This window comes from Mucilaginibacter glaciei, assembly GCF_014773245.1.
GTDB classification, from domain to species: domain Bacteria; phylum Bacteroidota; class Bacteroidia; order Sphingobacteriales; family Sphingobacteriaceae; genus Mucilaginibacter; species Mucilaginibacter glaciei.
Genome location: NZ_JACWMX010000001.1, coordinates 829,981 through 847,300, shown reverse-complemented (window position 1 = coordinate 847,300; position 17,320 = coordinate 829,981). Strand labels below are relative to the sequence as shown.

At 42.8% G+C, this 17,320-nt stretch carries 15 protein-coding genes and 1 other RNA gene; 6 read left to right on the top strand and 10 right to left on the bottom strand.

All coding sequences use genetic code 11. The features are described from left to right. Window positions 1-69: 69 nt before the first annotated feature. A complete protein-coding gene (locus IDJ76_RS03910; RefSeq protein WP_224746171.1) occupies window positions 70-1,341 on the bottom strand; it encodes a BamA/TamA family outer membrane protein in 1,272 nt (423 codons plus the stop codon). Between the two features lie 251 nt (window positions 1,342-1,592). Here IDJ76_RS03910 and katG point away from each other — a divergent pair, with 251 nt between their 5' ends. Together katG and IDJ76_RS03900 are read left to right on the top strand one after the other, a co-directional pair. Then, complete coding sequence (gene katG / locus IDJ76_RS03905) at window positions 1,593-3,869, top strand: catalase/peroxidase HPI (protein ID WP_191160909.1); 2,277 nt, start codon at window positions 1,593-1,595, stop codon at window positions 3,867-3,869. Window positions 3,870-4,318: 449 nt separating this feature from the next. Beyond that, window positions 4,319-5,068, top strand: coding sequence for a hypothetical protein (locus IDJ76_RS03900; protein WP_191160907.1), 750 nt, complete (start codon window positions 4,319-4,321; stop codon window positions 5,066-5,068). A gap of 78 nt (window positions 5,069-5,146) precedes the next feature. Here IDJ76_RS03900 and IDJ76_RS03895 read toward each other — a convergent pair whose 3' ends face one another. The 6 genes from IDJ76_RS03895 to IDJ76_RS03870 all read right to left on the bottom strand — a co-directional run bounded on the left by IDJ76_RS03895 (window position 5,147) and on the right by IDJ76_RS03870 (window position 9,148). Further along, on the bottom strand, window positions 5,147-6,529 hold the full coding sequence (locus IDJ76_RS03895) for a sigma-54-dependent transcriptional regulator (RefSeq protein WP_191160905.1): 1,383 nt from the start codon (window positions 6,527-6,529) through the stop codon (window positions 5,147-5,149). Window positions 6,530-6,718: 189 nt separating this feature from the next. Beyond that, window positions 6,719-7,092, bottom strand: an RNA gene (rnpB, locus tag IDJ76_RS03890) — RNase P RNA component class A. Between the two features lie 94 nt (window positions 7,093-7,186). Continuing rightward, window positions 7,187-7,606 carry a c-type cytochrome gene (locus IDJ76_RS03885; RefSeq protein ID WP_191160903.1) on the bottom strand — a complete coding sequence of 140 codons (420 nt, stop codon included), beginning with the start codon at window positions 7,604-7,606 and terminating at the stop codon, window positions 7,187-7,189. Next, complete coding sequence (locus tag IDJ76_RS03880) at window positions 7,603-8,265, bottom strand: SCO family protein (protein ID WP_191160901.1); 663 nt, start codon at window positions 8,263-8,265, stop codon at window positions 7,603-7,605. The genes IDJ76_RS03885 and IDJ76_RS03880 overlap by 4 nt, the downstream gene beginning before the upstream one ends. Next, window positions 8,262-8,672 carry a hypothetical protein gene (locus IDJ76_RS03875; protein WP_191160899.1) on the bottom strand — a complete coding sequence of 137 codons (411 nt, stop codon included), beginning with the start codon at window positions 8,670-8,672 and terminating at the stop codon, window positions 8,262-8,264. Before IDJ76_RS03875 ends, IDJ76_RS03880 begins: the two co-directional genes overlap by 4 nt. 23 nt (window positions 8,673-8,695) lie before the next feature. Next, window positions 8,696-9,148: a DinB family protein gene (locus IDJ76_RS03870; RefSeq protein WP_191160897.1), complete on the bottom strand. Its 453-nt coding sequence runs from the start codon at window positions 9,146-9,148 to the stop codon at window positions 8,696-8,698. 292 nt (window positions 9,149-9,440) lie between these two features. On the opposite strand from IDJ76_RS03870, the gene IDJ76_RS03865 reads away from it, so the two are divergent. Next, complete coding sequence (locus tag IDJ76_RS03865; protein ID WP_191160895.1) at window positions 9,441-10,799, top strand: GH1 family beta-glucosidase; 1,359 nt, start codon at window positions 9,441-9,443, stop codon at window positions 10,797-10,799. Here IDJ76_RS03865 and IDJ76_RS03860 read toward each other — a convergent pair. Together IDJ76_RS03860 and IDJ76_RS03855 are read right to left on the bottom strand one after the other, a co-directional pair. Then, window positions 10,767-12,887, bottom strand: coding sequence for a tetratricopeptide repeat-containing sensor histidine kinase (locus tag IDJ76_RS03860; protein ID WP_191160893.1), 2,121 nt, complete (start codon window positions 12,885-12,887; stop codon window positions 10,767-10,769). The genes IDJ76_RS03865 and IDJ76_RS03860 overlap by 33 nt on opposite strands. A gap of 92 nt (window positions 12,888-12,979) precedes the next feature. Beyond that, window positions 12,980-14,161 (bottom strand): acyl-CoA dehydrogenase family protein, encoded by a 1,182-nt coding sequence (locus tag IDJ76_RS03855; protein ID WP_191160890.1) that lies wholly within the window; start codon window positions 14,159-14,161, stop codon window positions 12,980-12,982. Between the two features lie 241 nt (window positions 14,162-14,402). On the opposite strand from IDJ76_RS03855, the gene folB reads away from it, so the two are divergent. Next, entirely contained in the window at window positions 14,403-14,768 is a 366-nt protein-coding gene (gene folB, locus IDJ76_RS03850; protein WP_191160889.1) for a dihydroneopterin aldolase, read from the top strand. Between the two features lies 1 nt (window position 14,769). Continuing rightward, window positions 14,770-16,167, top strand: coding sequence for an FAD-binding oxidoreductase (locus tag IDJ76_RS03845; protein WP_191160887.1), 1,398 nt, complete (start codon window positions 14,770-14,772; stop codon window positions 16,165-16,167). A 63-nt stretch (window positions 16,168-16,230) separates the two neighbouring features. Here the strand turns inward: IDJ76_RS03845 and IDJ76_RS03840 are convergent, their stop codons facing one another. Continuing rightward, window positions 16,231-16,677 carry an acyl-CoA thioesterase gene (locus IDJ76_RS03840; RefSeq protein ID WP_191160885.1) on the bottom strand — a complete coding sequence of 149 codons (447 nt, stop codon included), beginning with the start codon at window positions 16,675-16,677 and terminating at the stop codon, window positions 16,231-16,233. 124 nt (window positions 16,678-16,801) lie between these two features. Here IDJ76_RS03840 and IDJ76_RS03835 point away from each other — a divergent pair, with 124 nt between their 5' ends. Beyond that, window positions 16,802-17,239, top strand: a complete 438-nt coding sequence (locus IDJ76_RS03835; protein WP_191160883.1) for an Hsp20/alpha crystallin family protein — start codon at window positions 16,802-16,804, stop codon at window positions 17,237-17,239. Window positions 17,240-17,320: the final 81 nt, after the last annotated feature.

Below are 17,320 nucleotides of genomic sequence, written 5' to 3'. Positions count from 1 at the left end.
TTAGTACTATCTAAAAAAAACAAAGATAGCTGATTATATTTTGCCGTAAGATTTAGGGAAGCAAGTCGTTTAAAAAGCCTCATTTAATCCTAGGAAGAACCCGCGCGCACCATATTTACCCCAGGCATAGTCCAGGCAAAGGTTTGTACGTGTAGCCTTGTTGAACAAAACCCGCAAACCGCCACCATAACCAGGTTGGAATTTCTCGAATAATTTTGTTCCCTGCAAATCGTTAGCTGTTTGTAAGTTAAAGAATGTTACGCCGCTAATGAATTTATTTTTCAGGATCGGGAAACGATATTCTACTTCAGAATAGTTGTAGTTGGTACCTTTAAAATAACCTGTTGTATAACCACGGCCACTGCGGAACGATCCATCTTTTGCGGTGCCCGGTAACTCCAGGTAAGGCACGGCGCCACTCAGCAAATAGGAACCCCAGTTCCAAAACGCGACCACATGCTCGGGATTAGTGGCCGAGAGGCTAAAGTATTTTCTAAAATCGGTAATAAATTGCACGGCACTTTTTGAACTGCCTATCCAGGTTTGGTTTACCCTGAAGCCGGCATCGGCATAAATGCCTTTATAAGCACGGTTTTGATTATCGCGCGTGGTATACTGCACATTAAACAAAAAGCCGTTTGCCTGGTAATGATCCTGGTCAAACCCATAACGGTCATTATAGATGCTGTAAGGCGTTGCTGTTTTAGAAGTTTTATCTTCAATTTTAGTACGGATATCAAATGACACCCCTGCACCTACAAATAGCCCTTTCGAAACTTCCTTATATGCCTTTTCCCTCACGTTAAAATATAAGCTATTAAGGGCACGGCCCTTGCGGCCGGCATTGGCTAAAACCTGGTCATCTGCATTACCTGTAGAAGGCTCAGCTATCCCTAAGCCAAAATCGGGCGTAACAGATTTTGCCGCAACGATATTACCCTGAAAATTCCAATCATTACCCGGCGTGTAAATATTATGGTTGATATAAAAATAGATAATCCCTTTGGTTGTGATAGAAACAGATGTAGCCGCTACAGAAAGTAGGGTAGTTGGATCTGTTCCCAATTTACGGCCCGCAACTGCTTTAATTCCTATCTGCGAGCCAATGCTCGGATTAGACGCGATATTGGGTATGATGGTTATTCCCGACGACTTTTTTAAAGTATCCGGCTTACGACCCGGATGCAGAACATCCCTGATAAGATCAGCAATATCGTACTGGCGGTTTACACTGCGCGGTGCGTCTTCTTTTAAACCTGGTCTATCTGCTTTTAACGAATCAGATGGCACTTGTACCTGCCCCATAGCCACCACATGGACAAAGCTAAAAATAGCGGCCAAGATCAATTTTGTGGGTATCGTTAAGTTTCTTTCGGTATTTAAGTATTGCTTTTTCAGGACTTCGAGTTTAATTTATATCAAAACACATAACCATAGTTTTATAATTATGTTTGATTTGCCGTTGTTGTTGACACACATACGACAGAAGTACCGCTTTCAAATAAATAAACCGTTTAATTTTTTTTTCAATTATCATATTTTTTTAACTTTAAACAGACATTCAGAATAAACTAATCTTATAAATTTATCGCATGGAAAACCAATCAAACGATATCAATAACTGCCCGTATTTGAACGGCAGTATGGAACACAATGTTGGCGGTGGCGGTACCAGGAACCATGACTGGTGGCCTAATCAGCTAAAACTAACTATCCTTCGTCAAAACTCATCTTTATCAGACCCAATGGGCAATGATTTTGATTATGCAACAGCTTTTAATAGCCTCGATCTGGGGTCGGTAAAGCAAGACCTTCACGCGCTAATGACCGACTCGCAAGAGTGGTGGCCGGCAGATTTTGGTCATTATGGTGGTTTATTTATCCGTATGGCATGGCACAGTGCAGGCACTTACCGCGTTGGCGATGGCCGGGGTGGCGCAGGAGCAGGGCTGCAACGTTTTGCCCCGCTTAACAGCTGGCCCGATAACGTGAGCCTTGATAAGGCCCGCAGATTACTTTGGCCAATTAAACAAAAATATGGCCGCAATATTTCATGGGCCGATCTGATGATCCTGGCGGGTAACATTGCGCTGGAGTCCATGGGTTTTAAAACCTTTGGCTTTGCCGGTGGCCGTGCCGATGTTTGGGAAGCTGACGAGTCTGTTTACTGGGGATCTGAAACAACTTGGCTGGGTAACGATCATCGCTACGCCGACGGTTCGCCGGGTGTTGATGGTGAAGGCGCTTTGGTTTCTGATGAAGATGCATCCGGTAAGATCCATACACGCAACCTGGAACAACCACTTGGTGCGGCACACATGGGTTTAATATATGTAAACCCTGAAGGACCCGATGGTATCCCCGATCCGATCGCATCTGCAAGAGACATTCGTGAAACTTTTGGCCGTATGGCGATGAATGACGAAGAAACGGTTGCTTTAATAGCCGGTGGCCATAGCTTTGGTAAAACTCACGGGGCGGCACAATCCGACCACGTTGGTGCAGAGCCCGAAGCTTCAGATATCGAAGCGCAGGGCTTTGGCTGGAACAACAGCTACGGATCTGGCAAAGGTGCTGATACCATTACCAGCGGATTGGAAGTAACCTGGACAACAACCCCAACGCAGTGGAGTAACAATTACTTTGAAAACCTGCTTGGTTTTGAATGGGAACTTACCAAAAGCCCGGGCGGCGCACATCAATGGGTTGCTAAAGATTCGGAAGAAATCATTCCTGATGCTTATGACAGTTCGAAGAAACATAAACCAACCATGCTTACTTCGGATATCGCCTTAAGGGCCGACCCGGCATACGAAAAGGTATCAAGGCGATTTTTGGAAGATCATGAAGCATTTGGTGATGCCTTTGCACGCGCGTGGTTTAAACTGACCCATCGCGATATGGGCCCACGCGCCCGCTACCTGGGTACAGATGTTCCGCAGGAAGAATTGCTTTGGCAGGATCCTATCCCCGCAGCTGACCACGCTTTGATAGATGATAGTGATATTGCAGACCTTAAAGCTAAGATCTACGAATCTGGATTAAGCGTTTCAGAACTGGTTGCTACCGCATGGTCTTCGGCTTCAACTTTCCGCGGATCTGATAAACGTGGTGGCGCCAATGGTGCGCGTATCCGTTTAGCACCGCAAAAATACTGGCTGGCAAACAATCCTGCACAACTGCAAAAGGTACTTAATGTATTGGAAGGCATACAAAACAATTTTAACGGTGCCCAAACCTCAGATAAGAAAGTTTCTTTGGCTGATCTGATCGTTCTGGCAGGTAACGCAGGTGTTGAAAAGGCTGCTAAAGATGCCGGGCAAATTATTGCTGTTCCGTTTACAGCGGGCAGGATGGACGCTTCACAAGCACAAACGGATGTAGAATCGTTTGGCTATTTGGAGCCTGCAGCTGACGGTTTCCGCAACTATCGCAAATCAAGCATCCCGGTAGCTACTGAAGAACTATTGATTGATAAAGCGCAATTATTAACCCTTACCGCTCCGGAACTTACCGTGCTTTTAGGTGGTTTACGTGTGTTGGATACTAATTTTGATGGGTCTAAACATGGCGTGTTCACTGATCGCCCGGGCCAGCTGACCAACGATTTCTTTGTAAACCTGCTTGATATGGGCACCGTTTGGAAAGCTACATCAGACGGTAAAGAAGCCTATCAGGGCAGCGACCGTACTACCGGAAATGTAAAATGGACCGCCACCCGCGCCGACCTGGTATTTGGATCCAACTCCGAACTTAGGGCCATCGCCGAGGTTTACGCAAGTTCTGATGCTCAAGATAAATTCACTAAAGACTTTGTAGCCGTATGGACTAAAGTGATGAATTTAGACAGGTTCGACGTAGCCAAGTAATAATCCATCAGCCATGCTTTGCGTGGTTGATGTTAAACTAAAAAAGCTTCAGGTTTCCCTGAAGCTTTTTTAGTTTAACCCTGATTTTGATTAAATGTTAAAAGAGGAAATTAGGTTTACAGAGGTTTACATAATTCAGATAATAAATCACTTAAATGTTTCATTATTATATACTTATAAAAAACGAGTGTTTACATAAAAAACTATCTTTTCCGCCTATCTGAATAAAAATGCCGCGGATAGACTTAAAGATATTGGGAGACATTAATTTGGATGCAAATGATAACTCGCAGATAAAAAAGAGCGTTTAAAAGTATGCCTTCGCATAGTACTTACCTTTGTACTTTTAATACCGTTTGCAGCAATCCAAACTAAATAATAAAACTTTTATGCGCTCTAAAGGGTTGATATAGTAAGTAATAACCCAATTGTTAATTAAAATTATGATCGTGAATAAGAATCAAATCTGCAAAGTGTTAGGAGTTTTTATTTTTTTGAACGTGGTTTCCTGCTCAAAAGATAACACGGTTACGCCTTCATCAGGTAATTCGACCGGTGGCACATCGGGAGGTACTACTACACCCCAGTTTACGGGGCCAAACACCGGCGCAACTAATTTAACTGTGCGGCTCATATACCTCGTCCCTGCAGATCGGGCTTTGAATCAACAGTATACCGATGCTGTAACTGCCGGGGTTACACAACTTACAGCCTGGTATAAATCAACACTGGGTACAAACAAAACATTCCATCTAAATACCCAGATAGTTGAAACTATTAAAAGTACCCAAAACGCGGCATGGTTTAACGCGAGTAATAGCACAAGTGGTACCGACGCGCAATATTACTTTTATAACAATGCGCGTAACGATATCAAATCATTATTGGGGACTGGCTACGACGAAAGTAAATATGTTTACCTGGTTTATGTAGACGCACAAGGGGCTACCGGCGCTGGTGCGCTTGGATTTACGGCGATGCCGGAAAATGATTTGAAAGGTTTAACAAACCAAATGACAGAACCTGTTTCCAGATGGGTTGGTGGCGCAGGGCATGAATTGGGCCATGCTTTCGGCTTACCGCATCCTGACAACCAAAACCCACAGGCTTTAATGTGGACGGGCTATACCATATTCCCCAACTGTATTTTTCAAGCTAATGACAAGACTATTTTAAACGGAAGCAAATTCTTTTATTAAAACCCAAACACATTTGAATATAACAACAAAGCCTGATGAATTTTATCAGGCTTTGTTGTTTCAGGGATTATAAACTAATTATTCGCCTCTTTTTAAACCAAATTTCTCGATCTTACTGTACAGATGGCTCCTTTGGATATCAATGTCATCCGCTGTCTTAGAAACATTCCAGTTGTTTTTCTCCAATTTGAACTTGATGTACTCGCGTTCGGCAAAATCCTTGTATTCCTGGAAATTGGTGAACTGATCAAAGTCTTTTTCAGGTGCTGCAGCTACCGCAGTTGCACCCGCTGCTACGGGAGCGGATGGGTTGGCAAACGATTTTACATCGCTATCGGTAATCGTTTTATCACTTAAAATGATCAAACGCTCCACCATGTTGCGCAACTCACGGATGTTCCCGGTCCAGGGTAATGCCTTTAAGGCATCGAGGGCGGCTTCCGAGATCTTTTTGGTAGGCATGCCGTAATCATTACAGATCTCGTCTAAAAATGATTGAGTAAGCAGGCCAATATCATCGCGTCGCTCGGTAAGCGGCGGTACATGTATCAATATAACACTTAAGCGGTGGTATAAATCCATACGGAAATTACCGGCTTCAATTTCTTTTAAAAGGTCTTTATTTGTTGCCGCTACAACGCGCACGTCAACATCAATTTCCTTTTCACCGCCTACGCGGGTTATTTTGCTTTCCTGTAAGGCACGCAATACTTTGGCTTGTGCCGATTGGCTCATATCACCAATCTCATCCAGAAAGAGTGTGCCGCCACTGGCCGATTCAAACTTACCGATACGTTGTTTTATAGCCGATGTGAAAGAGCCTTTTTCGTGGCCGAACAGTTCACTTTCAATTAGTTCTGACGGTATAGCCGCACAGTTCACTTCAATAATAGGGCCGTTAGACCGGTTTGATTTTTCATGCAGCCAACGCGCAACCAATTCTTTACCGCTACCGTTTGCACCGGTAACCAACACGCGCGCATCAGTAGGGCCTACACGCTCAATGGTTTCTTTGATTTTTATAATGGCCTGCGACTCACCCAAAATAGGCCGAACCTTTGACACCTTGCGTTTTAAAACCTTTGTTTCAACAACCAGGCTACCGCGGTCCAACGCATTACGTACGGTAATGAGCAAGCGGTTTAAATCGGGTGGTTTGGAAATAAAGTCGAACGCACCTTTTTTGCTGGCTTCAACAGCGGTTTCAACCGTTCCGTGGCCGGATATCATGATAAAGGGCAGGTCCGGTTTGATGTTTAAACCTTCGGTGAGCACTTCCATACCATCCATGCGGTTCATTTTTATGTCGCACAGTACCAGGTCGAAATCATTCTTGCGGATCAGTTCAAGGCCGTCTACGCCATTATCTATATCTTCGACAGTGTAATCCTCATACTCCAAAATCTCACGGAGGGTGCTTCGGATAGACCGTTCATCGTCAATTATTAAAATTTTTGCCATGTGATTTAAACTGAATTTACGGTAGAATGTTTGGGCTGCTAATATATAAATTGTATAGAATATTAAACAGTGGTTTTGTAGAATTGAGAGTTGATGGTTAGGCGAGTATTTATAAACCTATTATTGAAAACCATTCAAGTTATTAACAACTTACTAAAAACAGAAAATCCCCTCCGGAGAGGGGATCTTCACAGCAGCAAATCTGTAAGCCGGGTTCTGTGTTCCCTTGAGGGAATTTCTATCATTAATCTTGTCCTGTTATTGCTAACAGGCTTTATCAACCTACCCATTCTAACGGCCGACGGATCGGCACGGGAGCGAGCAGCCCCACTTTCAGAACCTATTTGGTTTTTCAACTCCTGAGGTTTACCGCGATCCCGATCGCCCGGAAAAGCCGTGAGCTCTTACCTCACGTTTTCACCCTTACCCTTGCAGGCGGTATATTCTCTGTGGCACTTGCTGTCGCCCGCTGCGGGCGCCTTCCCGTTAGGAAGCAGGATGCTCTATGTTGCCCGGACTTTCCTCCCCGCATTTGAGTACGGAGCGATAGAACGTTTTGCAATTGCAAATGTATGGAAATATTGAGGAAAGCCCGAAAATATCAAACCGAAAATAGAAAAGGCAGCAAGTTTCCGATCATTAAGGTCTGATAGCAGACTATTTACACCCGGCCAGATAGCGATCAATAACTTCCGACTTGATTACGCCCATTTTATTACCAAACGAATTGGTTACATAGGTAAGCACTTTAGCAATATCGACAGGGGCAAGGTCATTAGCGGGCATGGCACCTTCATAGCTTTTACCATTTATTGTGATGATGGTTTCCTTTATACCATATTTAACCATACACGCCAGTAAAGCCTTATTCTTTTTAAGATAGATGGCATCTGTTAAAGGGGGGATGAGATTAGAGAGGCCATCGCCCTTGGCACTGTGGCAATTCTGGCACTTTTGCTCATACAGTTTCTTGCCGCCGTTATAGTAACGCTGAAATTCCAATTCGTCCTCACTTTGGCACGATGCTATAATAACAGCTATCAGGACCGTAAGCAGGCCAATTACCCTGCTTTTCATTGCGCTATGGTCGTATTGGTTTCGGCAAGAAGGGTTTTAATATCGGCCCTTAATTTATCTACCTGCTTCTCGTCGGTACCGTCGTAATACCCGCGAACGCGCTTTTGCTTATCAACCAAAACAAACCAACCCTGGTGCACATAACCGCCGGGCGTACCGCTATCTTCTTTAACCGCAACTAAATAGCTTTTTTCTCCTAACTGATAGGTATCTTCTTTTTTGCCTTGCAGCAACCACCAGGTTTGGCCGCTAATACCCATTTTATCAGCATATTTTTTCAATACAGGTACGCTATCGTGTTTAGGGTCAATGGTATGCGATATGATTTTAAAGTCACTTACGTTTTTATAATCGGCATAAACCTTTAACATATTACGGTGCATAACCGGGCAGATAGAAGGGCAGGTAGTAAAAAAGAAATCGGCCACGTAAACATACCCGTTCAAACTTTTGGATGTAATACTATCGCCATACTGGTTCACAAACTTAAAATCGGGTATGGTTGCATAAACCGAATCGACCACCATTTTGCCGTTAACCATTTTACTAACCGTATCGCGGTTACCGTAAATGGGCAGTTTCGGAGTCTCCGCAGCGTTAAATTTACAAGCGCTAAACAATATCAGCGTTATGAAAAGTAATCCGGTTAGTTGCTTCATTTTGTTTTAGTTTTCTTGATGAATTCACTTGACGATGCTATCGCCGCATTTAATTGCTTATCAATACTTTCGATCTGTTTTTTCTGATCTGCCAGATAAGTCATGATCTCGTCATGCGATTTGTTCTTGTTCTCTGCATCGAAGTTGTGCATCCAGTCTTCCATACGGGTATCGGCAGCCACTAATTGAGATTGTAAGGAAACCGCCTGTTTGTTTAATGTAGTATCATTATTAGCTTTCAGCAAGGTGTCCAATTGCATCTTATTGATCATGATCAACTCGTCTTTGCTCATTACCTGGTCGTGCGTTTTTATCACTTCGTTAAGCAGATCCTTCTCCTGCTTTTTGGTATCTGTGCAGCCAAACAGTGTTAAGCTTAAAAGGGTAGCGGCAATTATTTTTTTCATCTAAAAACGGTTTATGTTATTTATTACTTTCTCAAATAATAGCTGTAGTCTGTTACCGGGAGCTTATCAGCATCATCAAGTTTTAATAGCTGGCCAATTTGTGCTCGGGTATGGGTACCGTGGTTAACTACATGGGCCATAATATCACACATCAACGTATCAAATTTTGCTCCTGTTGAATTTTGGTAATGGATGTTTTTATCAAAGTCTCCCTCAACCAAAGTATTGATCAATGATATCCACTCATTATGGCTTTTCTCAATCAACTCTAAAAGTTGCGAAAGTTGCCCTTCAGGCCAAACGTTAATACCTGCTGTACTCATCCCTTTGCAGCGCTGTAGCCAAATATGTTCGGCAAACAACAGGTGAGTCATTAAGTGAACAGCCTTTTCATTAGGGCGCGCCTGCACCAATCCGTTAGTCTGCTTATTAGCAAACAAATTATAATTAAACAGGCGGATAAAATAACTTTTCATCGCTGCAAAAGTAAACAACAACAGGGTAATTGTTAAGCAGGTTAAGGTAAAAATCTGTTAATAATTATATAATCTAACCGGTACTTTAAGTACATATAGCGGAGGTAAATTAGTATATAATTAAAAATAAGAATATGAAATTGTTCAACGTATTTTCAAGAATGATCAACGACGTTAGGGAATGGCTATTTTTAAAAAGCATGCGCTCATCTTTTAAGCACTAAGTTTTAAAGTAAAAACTTTAATTATACAATAATAATGTACAATTTGGGCTTTTCAACAGCTCAATTACATGGCTTCTATTACTCCAACAGATCCGCAACTTACTAAAGAACTTTTTGGCGACGATTTTGCCTGGGGGGTATCTACCGCTGCCCTTCAAACGGAAGGTGCATGTGATGCCCATGGTAAGGGCCCATCTATATGGGATGCCTTTACCGCCAAAAAAGGTAAAGTTTTAAATGGCGAAAAGCCAACTATAGCCTGCGAATTTTATGACAATTACCAAAGGGACATCGATCTTATCAAACAACTTAATATCCCTAATTTCCGCTTTTCTATCGCCTGGAGCCGCATTTTACCCACCGGTGAGGGTAATGTAAACCAAGCCGGTATAGACCACTACCATAAAGTTATTGACTATTGCCTTGCCGTTGGTGTAGAGCCATGGGTAACCATTTACCACTGGGATTTACCCCAAGCCCTGGAAGACAAAGGCGGGTGGACAAATCGTGAAGTAGTGGGTTGGTTTACCAACTTTGCTACCATTTGTGCCCAAAGCTTTGGCGCTAAGGTTAAACACTGGATGGTGATGAACGAACCCGCGGTATTTACAGGCGCCGGTTACTTTTTAGGCATCCATGCACCGGGCAGGAGGGGATTAGGTAATTTTTTGCCTGCTGTACACCATACCGTATTAAGTATTGTAGCAGGGGCAAAGGTTTTAAGAGCTCTGCTACCAGAGGCAGTTATCGGCACCACTTTTTCCTGCTCGCATATAGAACCTTATGCCGATAAGCCACGCCATATTGCCGCTGCCAGGCGGGCCGACGCATTGATAAACCGTTTGTTTATTGAACCCATATTAGGGCTTGGTTACCCAACAGATGATGTTACAGCATTAAAGGGGATCTATAAATATTATCAACCCGGCGATGAGGATAATTTAAGTTTTGATTTTGATTTTATAGGGCTGCAGAATTATACCCGCGAGATAGTTAAGTACTCATTTTTCACCCCGTACATTGGTGCTACATTGATAAAGGCAGAAAACCGGGGCGTAGAGTTGACCAGTATGCGCTGGGAAGTTTACCCGCAGGCGATGTTTGAAATATTGAAAAAATACAACGCCTACCCGCAGATAAAAAAGATCCTCATCACAGAGAATGGTGCCGCATTCCCCGACGAAGTAATTGACGACGAAGTTCACGATCCTAAACGCACGGCTTATATACAGGCAAACCTGCAAATGATATTGAAAGCTAAACAGGAGGGGTTAAAAGTTAGCGGCTATTTTGTTTGGACACTGACAGATAACTTTGAGTGGGCCGAAGGTTATCACCCGCGGTTCGGACTGATCCATATTGATTTTAAAACCCAGCAGCGCATTATTAAGGGCTCAGGAAAGTGGTACGCCGACTTTTTGAGATAAATCTGCTGCTGTATGGTCGGATGTGAAAGGTAAACTGATAAAGAAAGTAGTGCCGGTTTCAGGGCAGCTTTCAAACCAAATTTTTCCGCTATGCTTTTCGATAATCTGCCTGCAAATGGACAGCCCCAAACCGAATGATTTCTCGCCTGCAGTACCCGGTCGTTGTGCACTTGTAAACATATTAAATACCTGGTCTTTCAGTTTATCCGGGATGCCAATGCCATTATCAGCTACGGATACAATGATTTGCATGTCGCTTTCAAAAACTTTAACGTTTATTAAGGCACCGGTTGGGCTAAATTTGATGGCATTACTTACCAGGTTGCTTATCACCCGCCATATTTTTTCCCGGCTAATGTAAAGCTCTTGTTGTTTAGGCAGGGGCTCAAATAATATTTTCTGGCCTTTTTCTGCTGCCTTAAATCTTAACAACTCTACGCTATTGTTTACCAAAGAATTGATATCTACATGTTCCAGGTTTAGCTTTACAGACGCTATGTTTGTAGCCTCCAGGATCTCGTTGATGAGTTCCAGGGAATTGACCGAGGTTTCTTTAACCAGATTGATCAATTCCTTTTGCTCATCGCTATATTCATCTTCGGCCATCAGGGCAGTTAAAGAGGCAATGCCGCCAATTGGGTTTCGCAGGTCATGCGCTACGGTGCGTAATATCCTATCCTTTTCCTGGCTGCTATTGTTTAGCTCGTTTAAAGTGCCTTCTAACACCTTGTTTTGCTCGTTTATTTGCTGGTTTAGCAGGTTAACCGTTTTTACATCCTTTTTTGAGCGGGTCCAGTTACGGTATACCAAAAAAATGATCACCACGGCCATTATAGTTAAAAATATAGTCACGTACAGGTAGATTACCTTCAATTTATTGTCGGTGCTTAATGTATCTATCTCGTGCTGTTTTTCGTAGTTGGTCAGTTGCTGGTTTACATCCGACTCTAATAAAAGATTGGATTTCTGTACCAACGAGTCTTTAATTACTTCGTATCGCTGTAAATAACCAATAGCTTTTTTCGCGTCATCTTTTAGTACGTAGTAATTACCAACCAGTCGCGCGTAACCGGCTTCGGCATCTGCATTGGTTACCGTGTCTAACTGCCTGCGTAGGTTTGTAAGCAGTACAGCGAGAGAATCTGTTTGATTTTGCTTCAAATAAATTTGCCCGAGTTTGATTTCGGTAAGCTCAGCATCATAGTTATCTCGGCCTTTTTGTAAATTAATAGCAATACTCTTTTTAAGCAGATCGATAGCCTGAACATCAGCCCCGCTTTGAATGTAAAGATCTGCCTTATTACCATAAACAACGCCTTGCGCCATATTGACCAAATTGCGCTTTTTGGGGAAATTATTTTTTTGCTGGTCTAAAAACTGAAGCGTTTTGTTAAAGTAAACCAGTGCGCTGTCGTTCTGGTTACTGTGCTTGTAACTCAGACCGATGTTATCCAGTAATTCCTGTTTCCTAAAAAACGCAGGGAAATCATTTCTATCCAGAAGGCCTTGCTTGTAACTGGCTTTAAAATAATTGGCCGCCAGCCTATAATGCCCCTTCTTGTACATAATCATCCCCATACGGTAGGTATAATCTGCCAGGGCATAACTATTTAAATACTGCTTACCTGTTAAGTAACCCTGGTAATAGTATTGGTAGGCATCGTTAAACTGTTTTAACTCGAAATAGGCATCTCCTTTAGCAAAGTTAGACTCGGCAAAAATAGCCGCGTACTGGTCTTTATTTAAACTTTTATTAGCTTCCAGCATCATGCTGTCGGCATACAAAAGTGCTTTATTGTAATCGTGTTTTAACTTTTTCTGATAAACAAAGTGCAATCCGTAAACCCGGAAACGATCACTGATGTTAGGTTGGTTCAGCTGGTTGAAAGCAGAATCGAGATATCTTACAGCCCTATCCGGGTCAGTATCAAATATTTTATTAACACTATCTAAAACAGGCATAAACGCGGCAGAGTACTTGCCATCGTCTGCTGTTTTTTCTTTACAAGAAGCAGAAAAGATCAAAAATACACAAAGCCAAAGATGCCATGTTGAGGTACTGGCAAAATAGGGCCGCTTTGGTATCAATGTTTGTATCGGGTTAACTGTTACTATAACAAATATAATGTTTGCACACAACATTTACCACCAATAGCTCTATTTTTAAAAAAATTTCTTTTCTATTTAAAAGCATCTTCTCCGGTAATATCCATACCGGTTATCAGCAAGTGAATGTCGTGTGTACCTTCATACGTAATAACCGACTCAAGGTTCATCATATGCCGCATAATTGGATATTCGCCGGTGATGCCCATTCCACCAAGCATCTGCCTTGCCTCACGTGCTATATTAATGGCAACCTCAACACTATTCCGTTTTGCCATTGATATTTGCGCAGCAGTCGCACGCCCTTCATTTTTCAAGGTTGCTAACCGCCAAACTAATAATTGCCCTTTAGTAATCTCAGTGATCATCTCGGCAAGTTTTTTCTGTTGTAACTGGAACGCCGCGATTGGTTTGCCAAATTGCACCCGCTCTTTAGCGTATCTTAAAGCGGTATCGTAGCAATCCATAGCGGCACCCAAGGCACCCCAGGCAATGCCGTACCGCGCCTGGTTTAAGCACCCCAGTGGGCCCTTTAGCCCTGATATATTCGGCAGTATATTTTCTTTCGGGATCTTTACATTATCAAATACCAATTCGCCCGTTGCCGATGCCCTTAAAGACCATTTATTATGAGTTGTGGGGGTAGTAAACCCTTCCATGCCGCGTTCAACGATCAAACCGCGCACCTTGCCGGCGTCGTCCCGCGCCCATACCACCGCAATATCTGCAAAAGGCGCGTTCGAGATCCACATTTTGGCGCCGTTTAATAAATAATGGTCGCCTTTGTCCCTGATATTGGTGGTCATCCCACCGGGGTTTGAACCATGATCTGGCTCTGTTAAGCCGAAGCAACCCATCATTTCGCCCGAAGCTAATTTGGGCAGGTACTTTTTCTTTTGCTCTTCAGATCCATAAGCATTAATAGGGTACATAACCAAAGAACCCTGCACCGAAGCGGTTGACCGGATGCCCGAGTCGCCACGCTCTAACTCCTGCATAATAATACCGTAAGCCATGTAATCTAAACCCGCGCCGCCGTATTCTATCGGAACGGTAGGGCCAAAAGCACCAATGTCAGCAAGTCCTTTTATTAAATGCGAAGGGAATTCGGCTTTTTGTGCATAATCTTCAATTACGGGGCTTAAATCTTTTTTTACCCAGTCGCGCACAGTTTGGCGAATAAGCTTATGCTCTTCAGATAAAAGCTCGTCTAAAAGGTAATAATCCGGTGCTTCGTACATGTCGGTCTTAGCCATAACGGTATCAATTGGTTGGTCAAATATATTGATTTGAAACTGACTTAAACAGCCTGAAAACTTTGATTTTGCATACCAGAGGCTGTTTTGTACTAAAAAGTAACTTTAAACGAACTAAACATATCTCTAGCCGAGATACTTTTTTATAGTTTTTAAAAATGGACGGTAAACGTGAACCCTTTCAGCCACCAATTATCAAAAATGGAAATATAAATATCAAATATTGCATTAATTTTGGGCTATGATAACTGTAGCGTTAGCGGATGTTGAGTTTTTTGCCTACCACGGATTTTACCCCGAAGAACAGGTATTGGGCACCCATTTTTTTATAGATATTTCGGTAAACTTTATATCTGCAAAGGCTTTTAACGATGATAAGATAGGCAATACCGTTAACTACGAAACGCTGTATAGCATAATCAAAGCTGAAATGGAACACCCACGCCAACTTATAGAAACGGTAGTACAAGGCATCATAGATAAAACCGTGGCCAAATTCCCGTTCATCGATAGCGCGCAGGTAACGCTAAAAAAAATGCACCCTGCTTTAGGTGGCCCGGTTAAACATTCGGCTGTTACCCTGAGCTATCATAACAACCAGAACTAACATGACCTACAATAAAATCAGCGCCGATGTTTTAAGCCAGATTAATGCTATAGTTGGAGCAGAAAATGTTTTGAGCATTCCGGCAGCAATGGAAATTTACAGCCATGACGAAACAGAAGACCTGGTTTACTACCCGGAAGTTGTTGTAAAACCTAAATATACGGAGGAAGTTGCGGCCTTGATGGCCTTGTGCCACGAGCATTTAATACCAGTAACGCCGCGTGGCGCGGGTACAGGTCTGGCAGGCGGCGCGTTGGCTGTAAACGGCGGGTTAATGATATCTATGGAGCGTTTTAACCAGATACTGGAGATAGACGAACAAAACCTGCAGGCTACCGTGGAGCCGGGGGTGATCACCGAAACTTTTATTGAAGCGGTGGCCGAAAAAGGATTATTGTATCCGGTAGATCCTGCAAGTAAAGGCAGTTGCTTTATTGGCGGCAATGTGGCCAACTGTAGCGGCGGCCCAAGGGTTGTAAAATACGGCACAATCCGCGAATATGTATTGAACATGGAGGTTGTTTTGCCTACCGGCGAGGTGATCTGGACGGGTGCAAACACGCTCAAATATGCATCAGGCTACAATCTTACCCAATTGCTGATAGGATCGGAAGGTACACTGGGTATCGTAACTAAAATTGTAACCAAGCTTATCCCGAAGCCTACTTTTGATGCGCTGATGCTGGCCTCATTTACCTCTAATGAAGATGCCTGCGCGGCAGTATCGGCTATTTTCAGGGCGGGGGTGGTGCCATCTGCTTTGGAGTTTATGGAACGCCGCGGGATGGAGTGGGTGATTAAATACGACGGGATAAACTTCGAATTGAAGGATGGGATAGAGGCTTTCCTGCTGATAGAGGCCGACGGCAGCAACCAGGATGTGGTATTTGCCGACTGCGAGAAAATCAATGAGGTTTTAGAACAATATAATTGCCAGGACGTGCTCTTTGCCGATTCATCTGCGCAGAAAGAAGAACTCTGGCGGATCAGGCGCACCATGGCCGTATCGGTTAAATCAAATTCGGTTTATAAAGAAGAAGATACCGTAGTGCCACGCGCCGCATTACCTAAACTGATTAACGGGATCAAGGAGATAGGGAGCAAATACGGCTTTGAATCAGTTTGTTACGGCCATGCCGGTGACGGTAACCTGCACGTAAATATCATTAAGGCAGGCATGAGCGACAACGACTGGAATAATAATTTGACCAACGGCATCACAGAAATATTTGAGCTGACAGTAAGTTTAGGCGGCACACTCTCCGGCGAACATGGCATAGGCTTAGTACAAAAAGGTTATATGCCTTTAAAATATACACCGGTGCACTTTGCGATTTGGAAAGGTATCAAGGCTGTATTTGATCCTAACGGGATCTTGAATCCGGGGAAAATATTTTAGTAGATGTGCGGTTATGCAAATTTCAGCTGCTGATAAATAAAAACGCTTTATCCAAATACTACCTTAATTCGTATTCAAAATCAGCCTTGGCTCGTCGTATTCTATCATCTTTTTGCGGCCTTCGGCGGGGATAGGGATAGATTTGTTGGTAGCGTAGTCGTAACTGATGCAAACCGTTTTACAGGTGGTGCAAATCTCCTCGCCTTTATCAGTTGTTTTTACCAACACGTGCATTACATCAAAGCTGCTGTTACCAATACGGATAACGCGCACATAGCAAACAATTTTATCGTCCACAGTTAGGGGTTTCAGATAGTTGATCTCTGACCGGCCCACCACCATACCAACTTCTTTCATGTTCCAGCCGATAACCTTGCTCCAATAACTAAAGCGGGCTTCTTCAAAATACGTTAGATACTTGGCGTTGTTCACATGGCCGGCCGCATCCATATCTGCAAAGCGGATACATATGTCTGTCTTAAATCGATAATCTGTAAGCTTTTCGGCCATTTTGTCTTGCTAAAATAATCTCAGCGGACTTTCTGTCGCTTAAATTGGTTGAAATCCCCGTTGGTATAACTGTTGATTATACACTCACGAAGTTAATTAAATTAAAACTTTGGAGGATAAAAAAATGACATTAGTAAAATTTAACAACGGATTAAAAAACAACAGCAACCCTTTCTTTAACGATGTTTTCGATTCGATATTGAACGACCGGTTCATAAGCGATAAATTAACTAATCGTATACCGGCTGTTAATATTGCCGAAACTGAAAACGATTTTCAAATTGAATTGGCTACACCAGGTTTAAAGAAGGAAGATTTTAAGATCAACTTAGATAAAAACGTATTGACGGTATCGGCAGAGAAAAAGGCTGAAGAAAATACCGAAAGTAAAAAGTTCAGCAAACGCGAGTACAACTACCACTCGTTTACAAGATCATTCACCTTGCCGGATAGTACAGATCATACCAAAATTGAGGCTGATTACACCGACGGTGTACTGAAGTTAACGATTGCCAAAAGGGAAGAAGCTAAATTTCAATCAAGAGAAATAGCTGTAAAATAATTAAGATTAGGTTTCAGTAATTGGTTTTTTAAGTAGAAAAGGGCCGTTCCGAAAAAGGGCGGTCTTTTTTTATTTACATGC

What these genes read in the sequence shown, in the direction of transcription:
- katG (WP_191160909.1), top strand. Translation starts at nt 1,593, where the DNA reads ATGGAAAACCAATCAAACGATATCAATAACTGCCCGTATTTGAACGGC.
- IDJ76_RS03895 (WP_191160905.1), bottom strand. Translation starts at nt 6,529, where the DNA reads ATGGCAAAAATTTTAATAATTGACGATGAACGGTCTATCCGAAGCACC.
- IDJ76_RS03885 (WP_191160903.1), bottom strand. Translation starts at nt 7,606, where the DNA reads ATGAAAAGCAGGGTAATTGGCCTGCTTACGGTCCTGATAGCTGTTATT.
- IDJ76_RS03880 (WP_191160901.1), bottom strand. Translation starts at nt 8,265, where the DNA reads ATGAAGCAACTAACCGGATTACTTTTCATAACGCTGATATTGTTTAGC.
- IDJ76_RS03875 (WP_191160899.1), bottom strand. Translation starts at nt 8,672, where the DNA reads ATGAAAAAAATAATTGCCGCTACCCTTTTAAGCTTAACACTGTTTGGC.
- IDJ76_RS03870 (WP_191160897.1), bottom strand. Translation starts at nt 9,148, where the DNA reads ATGAAAAGTTATTTTATCCGCCTGTTTAATTATAATTTGTTTGCTAAT.
- IDJ76_RS03865 (WP_191160895.1), top strand. Translation starts at nt 9,441, where the DNA reads ATGGCTTCTATTACTCCAACAGATCCGCAACTTACTAAAGAACTTTTT.
- IDJ76_RS03855 (WP_191160890.1), bottom strand. Translation starts at nt 14,161, where the DNA reads ATGGCTAAGACCGACATGTACGAAGCACCGGATTATTACCTTTTAGAC.
- folB (WP_191160889.1), top strand. Translation starts at nt 14,403, where the DNA reads ATGATAACTGTAGCGTTAGCGGATGTTGAGTTTTTTGCCTACCACGGA.
- IDJ76_RS03845 (WP_191160887.1), top strand. Translation starts at nt 14,770, where the DNA reads ATGACCTACAATAAAATCAGCGCCGATGTTTTAAGCCAGATTAATGCT.
- IDJ76_RS03840 (WP_191160885.1), bottom strand. Translation starts at nt 16,677, where the DNA reads ATGGCCGAAAAGCTTACAGATTATCGATTTAAGACAGACATATGTATC.
- IDJ76_RS03835 (WP_191160883.1), top strand. Translation starts at nt 16,802, where the DNA reads ATGACATTAGTAAAATTTAACAACGGATTAAAAAACAACAGCAACCCT.